Source organism: Microtetraspora glauca (assembly GCF_040656155.1).
Taxonomy (GTDB): Bacteria; Actinomycetota; Actinomycetes; order Streptosporangiales; family Streptosporangiaceae; genus Microtetraspora; species Microtetraspora glauca.
In genome coordinates this window covers 404,613-417,889 of record NZ_JBFALK010000002.1, presented here as the reverse complement: position 1 = coordinate 417,889, position 13,277 = coordinate 404,613, and the positions used below count along the sequence as shown (strand labels likewise).

Here is a 13,277-nt window from a genome sequence, read left to right as displayed (position 1 = left end):
GTTCCCGGAAACGCGCAGATCACGCGCGTTTCCGGGGGAGGGGCGTCAGACCTGGCCGGCCGGGTCGTCCTCTAGGGCGGGCGAGCGCCGCGCCACGGTCTCGGTGATCTCGCGGGCGAGGTCCTGCCCGGTGAGGCCGATCTCGGCGAGGATCTTCGGCCGCTTGGCGTGGTCGAGGAACCGCTGCGGGATGCCGTAGGTGCGGACCGGCACGTCCACGTCGGCGTCGCGCAGCATGCGGGCGACCGCGTCGCCCACGCCGCCGACCCGGCCGTTGTCCTCGACGACGACCACGAGCTTGTGCTCGGCGGCGGCCGGGATCAGCGCCTCGTCGAGCGGCTTGACCCAGCGCGGGTCGACCACCGTGGCCGAGATGCCCTGGGCGTCGAGCAGCGCCGCGGCGTCGAGGCAGATCTCGGCCATCGAGCCGGCCGCGACCAGCAGCACGTCGGGCTCTCCGGAGCGGAGCACGTCCATCGTGCCGAGCTTGCCGACGGCCTCGATGTCCCCCGCGACCGCGCCCTTGGGATAGCGGACCACGGACGGCCCGTCGTCGATCGCGACGGCCTCGCCGAGCAGTTCGCGCAGCCGCCGCGCGTCGCGGGGGGCGGCGATCGACAGGCCGGGGATGACCTGGAGGATCGACAGGTCCCACATGCCGTTGTGGCTGGCGCCGTCGTCGCCGGTGACACCGGAGCGGTCCAGCGTGACGACGACGGGAAGCCGGTGGAGGGCGACGTCCATGAGCAGCTGGTCGAAGGCCCGGTTCAGGAAGGTGGCGTAGAGGGCGACCACCGGGCGCAGCCCGCCGAGCGCGAGGCCGGCGGCGGAGGTCAGGGCGTGCTGTTCGGCGATGCCGACGTCGTAGATCCGGTCGGGATACGCCTCGGCGAACTCGGCCAGCCCCACGGGGTACAGCATCGCCGCGGTGATCGCGACGATGTCCCTGCGCTGGGCACCGAGCCGGACGATCTCCTCGCTGAACACGTTGGTCCAGCTGTGCGGTTTCGGCCGCTCCTCGCCGGTGATCGGGTCGAACGGGCCGGGCCCGTGGAAGCAGTCCTCGTCGTGGTTCTCCGCGGGCGAGTAGCCGTGGCCCTTGTGGGTGAGGACGTGCACGATGACCGGACCGCCGAAGGCCCGGGCCTTGCGCAGGGCGGCCTCCACGGCCTCCTGGTCGTGCCCGTCGATCGGGCCGACGTACTTGAGGCCGAGGTCCTCGAACATCACCTGCGGGGCCAGTATGTCCTTGATGCCCTTCTTGACGCCGTGCAGGGCGTCGTAGAAGGGGGCGCCCACCACCGGGACCTTGGCCAGGTTCTCCTTGACGAACTCCAGCGCGTCCTCGTACTTCTGCGTCATCCGCAGGGACGACAGGTGGGAGGCGAGACCGCCGATGGTCGGGGAGTACGACCGGCCGTTGTCGTTGACCACGATGATCAGCGGCAGGTCCTTGCGGCCCGCGATGTTGTTGAGCGCCTCCCACGCCATGCCACCGGTCAGCGCGCCGTCGCCGATGACCGCGACGACCGTGCGGCCGGTCTCGCCGCGCAGCGTGATCGCCTTGGCCAGCCCGTCGGCGTACGACAGGGCCGTGGAGGCGTGCGAGTTCTCGATCACGTCGTGCTCGGACTCGGCCTGGCTGGGATATCCCGACAGGCCGCCCTCCTGGCGCAGCGTGCCGAAGTCGCCGGCCCTGCCGGTGAGCATCTTGTGCACGTACGCCTGGTGCCCGGTGTCGAAGAGGATGGGGTCGCGCGGCGACTCGAAGACCCGGTGAAGGGCGATGGTGAGCTCGACGACGCCGAGGTTGGGCCCGAGGTGTCCGCCCGTCTTCGCGACGGAGGAAACCAGCAGATCGCGGATCTCGGCGGCAAGCCTCGGCAGCTCTCCGGCGTCCAGGCGCCTGACGTCCTGCGGGCTCTTCACCGTCTCCAGAATCCCCACGAATCTTCCTTCCCGCTCGCCGTCGAACAGAGCGAGTCTAGTTCGCGAACACCGTGACGCTCCCATGGGTCGCATCGGAGCCTCACGCTATTTCAATCAGAATCGACTTATTTCCGCTTTACCGGGACTTGACCTTTCCCCTACGCTCCTGATCTCATGCGGAAATCCTTTATCGCGCTGCTCATGGGGCTGATCGTAAGCCTTCTTCTTTCCGGTACGGCCGTCGCCTCCGGTTCTGCACGACCCGTGCCCACCGGCAAGGCCGCTCTGACGAAGAATCCCATCTACACGACGGGCGAGTTCGACTTCACGGAGTGCAAGGAGCTGAGCCGCCAGCCCGACGACGTCGACTCGTACAAGATCTATCTCGATCATCTGATGGACTGCCTCAACCTGTCCTGGGGCGAGGAGTTCAAGCAGGCGGGGCTGCCGTTCGCGAAGCCCAAGGTGCGGTACATCACCACCGCCGCGAAGACCGGCTGCGGCAAGTACCCCGCCGGATACGCGGCGGGCATGTACTGCTCGCTCGACAAGACGATGTGGATCCTGATCTACAAGCACCAGCTCGCCGATCCGTCGGAGATGGATCTCTTCGACACGATCGCGCACGAGTACGGGCACTACGTTCAGGACCGGATCGGCATCATGCCCACGGTGGAGAAGATGTCCCGCAGGGCGAGCAAGGCGGCGCAGTACGCGTGGGTCCGGCGGCTGGAGCTGCAGGCGGCGTGCTTCTCCGGCGCGTTCGTCGGCAGCGTGTGGCACTCCCTGGGCCGCGACCAGTTCGACTGGGACGACCTGCTCGACCGCACGTCGGGCGACGTGCTCCACGGCAAGGCCAAGAACATCCGCTACTGGTCCATGCGCGGCTGGAACGGCAACGGTCCGGGCGTGTGCAACACCTTCAGCGCGCCGGCGTCCAAGGTCGCCTGACCTGCAGCGGCGTACGGCCGGCCGGTCGGCCCGCCCGGCCGTACGCGTCGCGTCACGATATGTCGAAAAAATCATGATCTGTCGCTTGGTTCCTGGTGGGTGCAATAAGCTCCCTTGACCATGCGAATACCCCTCATCGCTGTGGTCCCCGGGGTGCTCACCGGTCTTCTTCTCACCGGTACGGCACCCGCGTCGGCCACGACGGAAACGGCCACGAGCGCGCAGTCGGCGCCAGTGGCCCTGGCCAAGAACAAGATCTACCGCTCCGGCGCCGCGAAGGAGATCGCCTGTTCCCCCACCGAGCCCCGTAAGGGCAGCGCGGCCTCGATCAAGCGGTACCTGCAGCTGGTCGCGAAGTGCAACGACGTGCTCTGGACCCGGCAGTTCAAGGCCGTCGGCTGGCGGTTCAGTCGCCCGCGCGTCGTGGTGATGACCACCGGCACCAAGTCGCCGTGCGGCAAGCTCACGAGCTGGTCGCCGGCCCACTACTGCCCTGACTCACGGACGATCTACTTCCGCCTGCTCAGGTCCCAGATCAAGGACCCGTTCCCGCTCGTCCTGGCAAAGACCATGGCGCACGAGTATGGGCACCACGTGCAGCAGCGCACCGGGATCTTCGGCACCTACTGGAGCATGTACAACCGGACGCAGAGCCGTACGGCGCGCAACCTGCTGAACCACCGCCTGGAGCAGCAGGCGGAGTGCTTCTCCGGCGTCTTCCTCCGCGCCACCGAGGCCTACCTGCCGGTCGATCCACGCGAGTACGACTACGTCGTGGACTGGGCCGCCAAGAACGCCACGGACACGATCCACGGCAAGGGCCGCAACCAGGCCTGGTGGCTGGAGCGCGGCTTCGACTCGGCGTCGCCCGCCGCCTGCAACACCTGGGTGGCGCCCAACGCGCGAGTGGCCTAGTTCGTGTCCGACGCTCCCTGATGGAACGTCCCTAACCGAGGCGTGACAACACCTCAAGGGGGTCGGCGAGCACCTGGGCGAAAGCCAGCTCGGCGGCCCCCACCACTGTGGCGTCGTCGCCGAGCGCCGAGATGCGCAGCCGCAGCCGCTCGCGTGACGCCACCAGGGTCGAGGTGTTGATCCTGGTCCTGACCTGGGCGGCGGCCCCGAGATAGAGCTCCCTCAGCACGCCGCCGAAGATGACCATCTCCGGGTTGAAGATGTTGATCAGGTTGGCGACGCCGAGACCGAGCCAGTCGCCGACCCGGTGCAGCGCGTCCTGCGCCCGCACGTCCCCGCGGCCCGCCGCGTCGACGACCGCGCGCACGGCCTCTCTGCCGGTGACATCGGTGCCGCGGCCGGCCAGCTCGATGAGGGCGCGCTCCCCTACCTCGGCCTCCAGGCAGCCTCGGGAGCCGCAGGCGCAGGGGCGCCCTCCGGGGTTGACGACCATGTGGCCGACCTCGCCGCCGTATCCCGCCAGGCCGCCGAGCAGCTGGCCGTTGACGACGATGCCGCCGCCGATGCCGACGTCGCCGTGCAGGTAGACGAGGTCGCGGCAGTCGAGGCCGACACCGCGCGACTGCTCGGCGATCGCGCCCACGTTGCCGTCGTTGCCGACGGTGACCGGCAGGCCGAGTGCCAGCCTCTTGGACAGCTCCTCGCCGAACGGCGCGTCCTTGAATCCGATGTTGGGCCCGAACCTGACGACGCCGTCCGTCCGGCCGACCGATCCGCAGATCGCCGCGGCCGCCCCGACGCAGACCGTGTCCGGACGGGTCTTGCGGTGCATCTGCCGCGCGAAACCCGCCAGCGCGGCGACGACCTCCGGCATCTCGAAACCGCCGCGTGGCCGTACCATCTCGCGGCGGTCGAGGATCACGCCGCCGAGACCGACCCTGGCGGCGACCAGCCGGTCGACGCCCACGTCGAAGGCGAGGACGTAGACCCGGGCGGACTCGGGCCGGACGACCAGGGAGGGACGCCCCGCACGGCCGGTCTCCCGCGGCAGTTCCTCACGCACCAGCCCCGCCGCCGTCAGGTCGGCGGTGAGCGCCATGATGGTGCTGCGGTTCAGCCCCATGCGGTTGGTCAGCTCAGCCCTGGACGTCGGCCCGCCGAGATGGACGTGGCGGAGCAGGGTGCCCAGGTTGTGCCTGCGGATCTCCTCCTGTGAGGGACCTGCGCGCATCATCCGTCCGGGCTTCGTCGGGGGTTCATGGTCGGGGACCACCTTAGCGGGGTCATCTCCTGCCGGTGGCCGCCGCCCTCTTGCGGGACAGCGCGTCCACACCCGCGGCGAGCAGCAGCACACAACCGGTGACCGCGTACTTCACGCCCGCGGTGTAGCCCATCAGGCCCATGCCGTTCTCGATCACCGCCACCACGGCGCCGCCGAGAAGGGCGTCCAGCGCCCGCCCCTTGCCGCCGAACAGGCTGGTGCCGCCGATGACCGCGGCGCCGACGGCGAACAGCAGCACGTTGCTGCCGCCGGTGTTCGGGTCGACGGAGTTGGCCCTGGAGGCCGCGATGATGCCGCCGATCGACGCCATGAACGAGCACAGGACGAACGCCGAGATCCGGATCCGGTCCACGTCGATGCCCGCGCGGCGCGCCGCCTCCGCGTTGCCGCCCACCGCGTAGATGTGCCTGCCGTACGCGGTGCGGTGCAGCACGAACGTCCACAGGAGCAGCAGGACGATGATGACGGGCACCACGATCGGCACGCCCTTGAGCGACACGATGACGGCGTTGCGGCTGCGCTCCAGGTTGAGCACGAACACGGCGGCGCCCGAGATCACCGCGAGCGCGCCCACGCGGAACGCGATCAGCGACATCGGGCTGGCGGGCAGGCCCCTGCCCGCGCGGCGGCGGGCCTGCAGGATCTGGAGCGCGGCGTAGGCCAGGACGCCGACCACCACGCACGCCCATCCGAGGACCGGCGGCATGTTCTTGTTGGCGATCGCCAGGATCGTCTGGTCCCGGATCGAGATGTTGGTGCCCTCTTTGAGCAGCAGCAGCACGACGCCCTGGAAGGCCAGGAACGCGGCCAGCGTGACCACGAAGGAGGGAATGCCGAGCTTGGCGACCAGCGTCCCGATCACCATGCCGATGGCGGCGCCGGTCGCCATCGCGGCCAGGACGGCCGCGTACCAGGGCCAGCCCTCGTTGGTGAGCAGCACGCCGAGGACCGCCGCGCAGACGCCGCTGGCGAAGCCGGCCGAAAGGTCGATCTCGCCCAGCAGCAGCACGAAGATCAGGCCCATCGCGATGACCGCGACCGCCGCGCCCTGGGTGAACAGGTTGGCGAAGTTGATGGGCGAGAGGAACGCGGGGCGCAGGATGGAGAAGACCGCGCAGAGCACGACCAGCCCGATCACCGCGGGCAGCGCGCCGAGGTCGCCGCCGCGGACGCGTTCCAGGTAGTCGCGGACGTGCGTGCCGATGGCCGGAGCGCCGGTGGTGCCCTTCTCCGGAACCGTGGTGGTCGTCATGACGTAGCTCCGTTGCCGTTCTGCAGGCCGAGCTCGCCACTGCGTCCGGCCGTGATGAGTTCCACGACCTGCGAGTGCGTGACCTCGGAGGTCTTCACCTGGGCGGCCATCCGGCCGAGATAGAGCGCCGCGATCCGGTCGGAGACGGCGAACACGTCGTTCATGTTGTGCGAGATGAGCACGACGGCGAGGCCCTTGTCGGCCAGGCGGCGGACCAGGTCGAGGACCTGCGCGGTCTGCGCGACGCCGAGTGCCGCGGTCGGCTCGTCGAGGATGACGATCTTGCTGTTCCAGAGCACGGCCTTGGCGATCGCGACGGTCTGCCGCTGCCCGCCGGAGAGGCTGGACACCCGCTGGCGGAGCGACTTGACCGTGCGGACCGAGAGGCTCTCCAGGGTCTTGGCGGCCAGTTCCTCCATCGTGGCCTCGTCCAGGATCAGGCCGCTCCTGCGCTCCCGTCCGAGGAACATGTTCTGCACGATGTCGAGGTTGTCGCAGAGCGCGAGGTCCTGGTAGACGATCTCGACCCCCAGGGTGGCCGCGTCTCTGGGCCCGCCGACGTGGACCTTCTCCCCTTCGAAGAAGTACTGGCCGGCGTCGATCGGGTGGATGCCGCCGATGCACTTCACCAGCGTGGACTTTCCCGCTCCGTTGTCGCCGACGAGCGCGGTCACCTCTCCGGGGAACACGGAAAAGGCGACGTCGTGAAGGACCTGCACGGGACCGAAACTCTTGTCGATGCCGCGCAGCTCCAGGACAGGTGCCTGGGACACGATGGACTACTCCGTTGCTCGGGGGCCGGTACGACCCGCTGGCCGGGCGCGGGCCGCCTCATGGGACGCCCCGCCCCGGCCGCCGGGACGCGAGCCGTACGCGGCCGGGAGGGTTGACCTAGCTGATTCCGGCCTCGGCGCACTTGTCGGCGAAGTCACCGGTGCACAGCTCGTCCTTGCTGACGTATCCGTCGGCCACGACGTCCTTGACGCTGTCGAAGAAGATGGCCTTCGGCGTGAGCAGGACGGCGGCGACGTCCTTGCCGGTCTCGGTGTCCTTGACGCTGCCGTTCGCGGCCGGCTTCTGGCCCTGGGCGAGGGCGATCGCGAGCTGCGCCGTCGCGTCCGCCTCCTGCTTGACCGCCTTGTAGACCGTCATGCACTGGTCGCCGGCGAGGATGTTCTGCAGGCCCTGCACGGTGGCGTCCTGGCCGGTGACGGGGACCTTGCCGTTGAGCTTGTTCTTCTTCAGCACCGAGATGGCGGCGTTGCCGAGGCCGTCGTTGGCCGCGAGAACACCGGCGATCTTGGGAGTGCTGGTCAGCATCTGCTCGAAGATCGTGCCGGCCTGGGTGTTGTCCCAGTCGGGAACGGACTGGTCCGGGCCCTTGACGTAGTCGCCGGACTTGTACTTCGGCTCCAGCACGCCGTCGTACCCCTGCTTGAACAGGGTGGCGTTGTTGTCCGTCGGCGAGCCGTTCAGCTCGGCGATGATCGGCTTGTCGGCCTTCTTCTCGGTCAGGCACTGGACCAGGCCGTCGCCCTGGAGCTTGCCGACGGCGGTGTTGTCGAAGCTGACGTAGTAGTCGGCGTTGCCCCCCAGGGTGAGCCGGTCGTAGTCGATTGTGGCGACGCCCTGCGACTTCGCCTTGTCGAGGACGGCCTTGCCGGTGCCGCTGTCGAGGTTGACGATCGCCAGGACGGTGACGCCCCCGGTGATCATCTGGTCGGCGATGGTCTGGAAGGAGTTCTTGTCGCCCTGCGCGTTCTGGATCTCGTAGGCGACGCCCGCGGCCTTGAACGCCTCTTCGAGGTACTTGCGGTCGGCGGTCTCCCACCGGGCCGAGGACTTGCTGTCGGGAAGGATGACGCCGATCTTGCCGGTCGTGGCCGCGGAGGCGGAGGGTGCGTCACCGCCCTGCGCGGTGATGGTGTCACCGCTCTCGCCCCCGCAGGCGGTGAGACCGAGGGAAAGCGCCGCGCCCGCGGCGGCGATGCTGAGGATCCCCTTGCGCATTCTGCCTGGGTCCTTTCTCTGACACTGGGGGTCTGGTCTGGGCCGAGCTCTGCGCCGAGCCGGTACGGCGACGCTGGATCACAGCGGCCACCGTTCCGGTTGAATGTTGTTTGGCACAACGTAATCCACACCCAATGCTGTTGAAAGACACAGGAATGTAACGTTTGTTGTCCGCAGTAACAATCAAGAAACGTGCGGTCAACCGGCCTGCCCGGCCAGGCTCTGGAGGATGAGAGCGCACGCGGAGACGGCCGCCACGGCGAGGATGGCGGCGCGGGCCCGCCCCCCGTCCAGGTAGCGCCGGAGCGGCCCGGAGACGAGGAACCCGACGATCAGGAACGGGATCAGCCAGAGCCCGGCCACGATGGCCCGCTCGGGCAGCTTCCCCACCACGCGAAGGACGATCAATGACTGCGTGGCGCTCAGGAAGAAGAACATGGCGAGCGTCGCCCGGATCTGCGGCCCCTTGGCGCTCTGGTAGACCAGACCCATCGGCGGCCCGCCGATGCCCGTGGCCGTACCGGTGACCCCCGAGCAGAAGCCCGCCCCGGCCAGCGTGGCGGCGTTGCGCGGCACGCTCACGGCGCGCGCGCTGAGCACGACCGCGATCACGACCATCACACCGACCAGAACGCCCAGCGTTCCCGTGCTGACGTGGACGACCACGAACGCTCCCACGAACGTGCCGGGCAGGCGGCCCAGTACGGCGAAGCCGAGCCCGCGCCAGTCCACCCTGCGCCACTCGACGGCCAGCGTGAACAGGGGAAGCGTGACGTTGACGACCTGGACGGCGCCCGGCATGACGGTCGGGTCGAGCAGCGTCAGCAGCGGGGCGGCGATCAACCCGAGGCCGAAACCCACGCCGCCCTGGACGATCGCGCCGGCGCACACCGCCAGGCCGGCGATGAGCAGGAGATGAACATCGTGATCCATGTCAGCAGAGGCTAACCATCAGCCGAAACTCGCTTTTGTGCGCCGTACCCGACCGCCGTAACCGACATTCCCCGGCAATCACCCCACGTAATCGAATCCTCTTGCGAGAGTAATCGGACGGTCACCAAACTCGTGCTGAAACGGAGTGGTAGACCATTATGTAGATGCCGTCGTAGCCTCATGTGTATGAGCACCGAACCCAAGACGACGACGATCCGGGTCAGCTTCGTCACCCGCGACGAGATCGCGAAACTTGCCGAGCAGGAAGGGAAATCCATGACGGCAGTGGTGGACGACGCCATCAGGGAACATCGGAGAAAGCTCCGCTGGCGGCAGGTGGCGGAGCAGATGGAGCGGACCAGGAGAGAGGACCCCGAAAGCTGGGCCGAATATCTCGCCGAACAAGAGCTATGGCTGGGCGGCCCTTCGCCGGCGCAGCGCATAGCCCCCGAGTGGGAGGGGCTGATCGCACCCCCGGAGGAGGGCCATGCGGATCAGGCAGGGTGACATCTGGTGGGCCGATCTCGGTGAGCCCGCGGGCCGGGAACAGGGGTATGTCCGGCCCGCGCTCGTGATCAGCAACGATCGCACGAACGGAACCGTGTGGGATCCGGTGCTCGCCGTTCCCCTCACCACGCGGTTCCGTGGCTGGAATACGCACATCGAGATAGAGCCGGAAGGAACCGGTCTGCCGAAGCCAAGTTGGGCGATGGCGGAGCAGGTGAGGGCGATCTCGCCCACACGATTCGGGTCAAGGATCGGCGGTGTCTCCCCTGAGGTGGTGTCAGAGATCGCCGAGTGGGTGCACGAGATGCTGTAGAAGCACCGGAGCCGTCCGGGCAGAGGTTGTCCTGCCCGGACGGCTCCGGCCTGTTCGAGGTTGGATGCCCCCGCTCACGTCCCCGAGAGAGATGGTCGGGGCACGTCCCGGCCGCCAGGAAGGGCGGCCGGGCTCCGGCGTTCCTCCGCTCAGCTCTTGGCGAGCAGCGAACGCAGGACGTACTGCATGATCCCGCCGTGGCGGTAGTAGTCCGCCTCGCCGGGGGTGTCGATCCGTACGACGGCCTGGAACTCGACGTCCCCGGCGCGCACGGTCACGGTGGCGGGCGTGGCGCCCGTGTTCAGCTCCTCGACCCCGACTATGTCGAAGGTCTCCTCGCCGGTCAGCCCCAGGGAGGCCGCGCTCTCGCCCTCGGGGAACTGGAGCGGCAGCACGCCCATGCCGATGAGGTTGGAGCGGTGGATGCGCTCGTAGGACTCGGCGATGACGGCGCGGACGCCGAGCAGCGCGGTGCCCTTGGCGGCCCAGTCGCGGGACGACCCGGAACCGTACTCCTTGCCCGCCAGGACCACCAGCGGGATGCCCGCGGCCTGGTAGTTCTGCGACGCGTCGTAGATGAACGACTGCTCGCCGCCCGCGGTGAAGTCGCGGGTGTAGCCGCCCTCCACACCGTTCAGCAGCAGGTTCTTCAGCCGGATGTTGGCGAAGGTGCCGCGGATCATCACCTCGTGGTTGCCACGGCGGGAGCCGTAGGAGTTGAAGTCCTTGACCGCGACGCCGTTCTCCCGGAGGTACTGCCCGGCGGGCGAGTCGGCCTTGATCGATCCGGCCGGCGAGATGTGGTCGGTCGTGACCGAGTCGCCGAGCAGGGCGAGCACGCGGGCGCCGTGGATGTCCGTCACCGGCTCGGGCGAAGCGGGCATGCCGTCGAAGTACGGCGCCTTGCGCACGTACGTCGACGCCGGGTCCCACTCGAAGGTGTCGCCGGTCGGGATCGGCAGGGACTGCCAGTTCTCGTCGCCCTTGAACACGTCGGCGTAGTCCTGCAGGAACATCTCCTGGCCGATCGACTCGGCCACGACGGCGGAGACCTCTTCCGGCGAGGGCCAGATGTCCTTGAGGAACACCGGCTGCCCGTCGGCGCCGACGCCGAGCGGCTCGTTGTTGAGGTCGATATCCATCGTGCCGGCCAGCGCGTACGCGACGACGAGCGGCGGGGACGCCAGGTAGTTCATCTTGACGTCGGGGTTGATCCGGCCCTCGAAGTTGCGGTTGCCGGACAGCACCGCGGTCACCGCGAGGTCGGAGCTCTGCACCGCGGCCGAGATCTCCTCGGGGAGCGGACCCGAGTTGCCGATGCAGGTGGTGCAGCCGTAGCCGACCAGGTTGAAGCCGAGCTTGTCCAGGTAGGGCTGGAGGCCGGACCGCTCGAAGTAGCCGGTGACGACCTGGGAGCCGGGCGCGAGCGACGTCTTCACCCACGGCTTGCGGGACAGGCCCTTGTCCACCGCGTTCTTGGCGAGCAGGGCCGCGCCGAGCATGACATACGGGTTGGAGGTGTTCGTGCACGAGGTGATCGCGGCGATCACGACGGCGCCGTGGTCGACCTCGAACGAGGTTCCGTCGGCCAGCGTGACCGGGGTCGGCCGGTTCGGACGGCCGCCGTTGAGCCGGGCGGCGTGCGGGGCGTCGCCCTCGCCGCCGTGCGAGATCGCCGGGGAGTCCGACGCCGGGAACGACTCGGCGGACGCCTCGTCGGTCGGGCCCTGGATGCTGTCGCCCGGGACGTAGTCGCGGACGGCGGCCCGCCAGGCCTCCTTGGCCGAGGACAGCGCGATGCGGTCCTGCGGACGCTTCGGACCGGCGATCGACGGGACGACGGTGGACAGGTCCAGCTCGATGTACTCGGAGAAGACCGGCTCCGGAGCGGACGGGTCCAGCCAGAGGCCCTGCTCCTTGGCGTACGCCTCGACGAGGGCGATCTGCTCGGCCGAGCGGCCGGTGAGCGTGAGGTAGCTGATCGTCTCGCCGTCGATCGGGAAGATCGCGCAGGTCGAGCCGAACTCGGGGCTCATGTTGCCGATGGTGGCGCGGTTGGCGAGCGGCACGCTGGTGACGCCCTCGCCGTAGAACTCGACGAACTTGCCGACGACGCCGTGCTTGCGCAGCATCTCGGTGATCGTGAGGACCAGGTCGGTGGCGGTGGCGCCCGCGGGCAGCTTGCCGGTCAGCTTGAAGCCGACCACGCGCGGGATCAGCATCGAGATCGGCTGGCCGAGCATCGCGGCCTCGGCCTCGATGCCGCCGACGCCCCAGCCGAGGACGCCGATGCCGTTCTCCATGGTCGTGTGCGAGTCGGTGCCCACGCAGGTGTCGGGGTAGGCCTTGCCGTCCCTGATCATGACGACCCGGGCCAGGTGCTCGATGTTCACCTGGTGGACGATGCCGGTGCCCGGCGGGACGACCTTGAACTCGTCGAACGCGGTCTGGCCCCAGCGCAGGAACTGGTAGCGCTCGTGGTTGCGCTCGTACTCGCGCTCGACGTTGCGGACGAAGGAGTCCGGCCCGCCGAAGAAGTCGACGATGACGGAGTGGTCGATGACCATCTCCGCCGGAGCGAGCGGGTTGATCCTCGCGGGGTCGCCTCCCAGGTCGCGCACGGCCTCGCGCATGGTGGCGAGGTCGACGACACAGGGCACGCCGGTGAAGTCCTGCATGATCACGCGCGCGGGGGTGAACTGGATCTCGACGCTCGGAGCGGCGTTCGGGTCCCAGCCCGCGAGGGCGCGGATGTGGTCGGCGGTGATGTTCGCGCCGTCCTCCGTGCGGAGCAGGTTCTCCAGCAGGATCTTCAGGCTGTACGGGAGGCGCGCCGACCCCTCGACGGCGTCCAGCCGATAGATCTCGTACGACGCGTCACCGACGCGCAACGTGTCACGGCTGCCGAAGCTGTTCTCGGACACGACGTTTCGCCTCCCCAGGTTCCGGGCTGTCACAAAGCTGGCCTCTGCATCCTCCCGCACCTTCGGATCGCGTCCGACAGTTAGGTTCACCTAACTCGGTGCCAGAGAGTGTCTCGACATCAAGATATCTCGGTAGATATCTTGATATCAAATTAACCGTCCGGGAATGGACGGGGTGGCGCGGCGGCAGCGTCCGGGCGGTGCGTCGTCGGCGTCCAGGTGGCGGGGTCCAGCGTCCGGATGGCGCGGCGGCATCGCCCT

General features: G+C 68.7%; 11 protein-coding genes. 4 read left to right on the top strand and 7 right to left on the bottom strand.

The features are described 5' to 3' along the window. Window positions 1–45: 45 nt before the first annotated feature. Complete coding sequence (dxs, locus tag AB0I59_RS05065; protein WP_061255346.1) at window positions 46–1,947, bottom strand: 1-deoxy-D-xylulose-5-phosphate synthase; 1,902 nt, start codon at window positions 1,945–1,947, stop codon at window positions 46–48. Between the two features lie 156 nt (window positions 1,948–2,103). On the opposite strand from dxs, the gene AB0I59_RS05060 reads away from it, so the two are divergent. Further along, a complete protein-coding gene (locus tag AB0I59_RS05060) occupies window positions 2,104–2,880 on the top strand; it encodes a neutral zinc metallopeptidase (RefSeq protein ID WP_082776822.1) in 777 nt (258 codons plus the stop codon). A 120-nt stretch (window positions 2,881–3,000) separates the two neighbouring features. Next, the gene (locus AB0I59_RS05055; RefSeq protein WP_082776821.1) at window positions 3,001–3,795 is read left to right on the top strand and encodes a neutral zinc metallopeptidase; all 795 of its coding nucleotides are present in this window, start codon (window positions 3,001–3,003) and stop codon (window positions 3,793–3,795) included. 31 nt (window positions 3,796–3,826) lie between these two features. On the opposite strand, the gene AB0I59_RS05050 is transcribed toward AB0I59_RS05055, so the two are convergent. The 5 genes from AB0I59_RS05050 to AB0I59_RS05030 form a co-directional block, all read right to left on the bottom strand. After that, a complete protein-coding gene (locus tag AB0I59_RS05050) occupies window positions 3,827–5,026 on the bottom strand; it encodes an ROK family transcriptional regulator (protein WP_358130608.1) in 1,200 nt (399 codons plus the stop codon). Window positions 5,027–5,078: 52 nt separating this feature from the next. Continuing rightward, window positions 5,079–6,329, bottom strand: coding sequence for a sugar ABC transporter permease (locus AB0I59_RS05045; protein WP_061255343.1), 1,251 nt, complete (start codon window positions 6,327–6,329; stop codon window positions 5,079–5,081). Further along, window positions 6,326–7,102 (bottom strand): ATP-binding cassette domain-containing protein, encoded by a 777-nt coding sequence (locus AB0I59_RS05040; RefSeq protein WP_061255342.1) that lies wholly within the window; start codon window positions 7,100–7,102, stop codon window positions 6,326–6,328. Before AB0I59_RS05040 ends, AB0I59_RS05045 begins: the two co-directional genes overlap by 4 nt. A gap of 118 nt (window positions 7,103–7,220) precedes the next feature. Continuing rightward, complete coding sequence (locus tag AB0I59_RS05035) at window positions 7,221–8,339, bottom strand: sugar ABC transporter substrate-binding protein (RefSeq protein ID WP_061255341.1); 1,119 nt, start codon at window positions 8,337–8,339, stop codon at window positions 7,221–7,223. Between the two features lie 198 nt (window positions 8,340–8,537). Then, complete coding sequence (locus AB0I59_RS05030; protein ID WP_061255340.1) at window positions 8,538–9,272, bottom strand: sulfite exporter TauE/SafE family protein; 735 nt, start codon at window positions 9,270–9,272, stop codon at window positions 8,538–8,540. A 186-nt stretch (window positions 9,273–9,458) separates the two neighbouring features. Here AB0I59_RS05030 and AB0I59_RS05025 point away from each other — a divergent pair, with 186 nt between their 5' ends. Beyond that, window positions 9,459–9,779 (top strand): hypothetical protein, encoded by a 321-nt coding sequence (locus AB0I59_RS05025; protein ID WP_358130188.1) that lies wholly within the window; start codon window positions 9,459–9,461, stop codon window positions 9,777–9,779. Continuing rightward, window positions 9,760–10,092, top strand: a complete 333-nt coding sequence (locus AB0I59_RS05020; protein WP_358130185.1) for a type II toxin-antitoxin system PemK/MazF family toxin — start codon at window positions 9,760–9,762, stop codon at window positions 10,090–10,092. Before AB0I59_RS05025 ends, AB0I59_RS05020 begins: the two co-directional genes overlap by 20 nt. A 149-nt stretch (window positions 10,093–10,241) precedes the next feature. Here AB0I59_RS05020 and AB0I59_RS05015 read toward each other — a convergent pair whose 3' ends face one another. Continuing rightward, the gene (locus AB0I59_RS05015) at window positions 10,242–13,016 is read right to left on the bottom strand and encodes an aconitate hydratase (protein ID WP_358130182.1); all 2,775 of its coding nucleotides are present in this window, start codon (window positions 13,014–13,016) and stop codon (window positions 10,242–10,244) included. Window positions 13,017–13,277 lie beyond the last annotated feature (261 nt).

Excerpts from the sequence above, each read along its gene's own strand:
- AB0I59_RS05030 (WP_061255340.1), bottom strand. The coding sequence starts at position 9,272 with ATGGATCACGATGTTCATCTCCTGCTCATCGCCGGCCTGGCGGTGTGC.
- AB0I59_RS05050 (WP_358130608.1), bottom strand. The coding sequence starts at position 5,026 with ATGCGCGCAGGTCCCTCACAGGAGGAGATCCGCAGGCACAACCTGGGC.
- AB0I59_RS05035 (WP_061255341.1), bottom strand. The coding sequence starts at position 8,339 with ATGCGCAAGGGGATCCTCAGCATCGCCGCCGCGGGCGCGGCGCTTTCC.
- AB0I59_RS05045 (WP_061255343.1), bottom strand. The coding sequence starts at position 6,329 with ATGACGACCACCACGGTTCCGGAGAAGGGCACCACCGGCGCTCCGGCC.
- AB0I59_RS05020 (WP_358130185.1), top strand. The coding sequence starts at position 9,760 with ATGCGGATCAGGCAGGGTGACATCTGGTGGGCCGATCTCGGTGAGCCC.
- AB0I59_RS05025 (WP_358130188.1), top strand. The coding sequence starts at position 9,459 with ATGAGCACCGAACCCAAGACGACGACGATCCGGGTCAGCTTCGTCACC.
- AB0I59_RS05060 (WP_082776822.1), top strand. The coding sequence starts at position 2,104 with ATGCGGAAATCCTTTATCGCGCTGCTCATGGGGCTGATCGTAAGCCTT.
- AB0I59_RS05055 (WP_082776821.1), top strand. The coding sequence starts at position 3,001 with ATGCGAATACCCCTCATCGCTGTGGTCCCCGGGGTGCTCACCGGTCTT.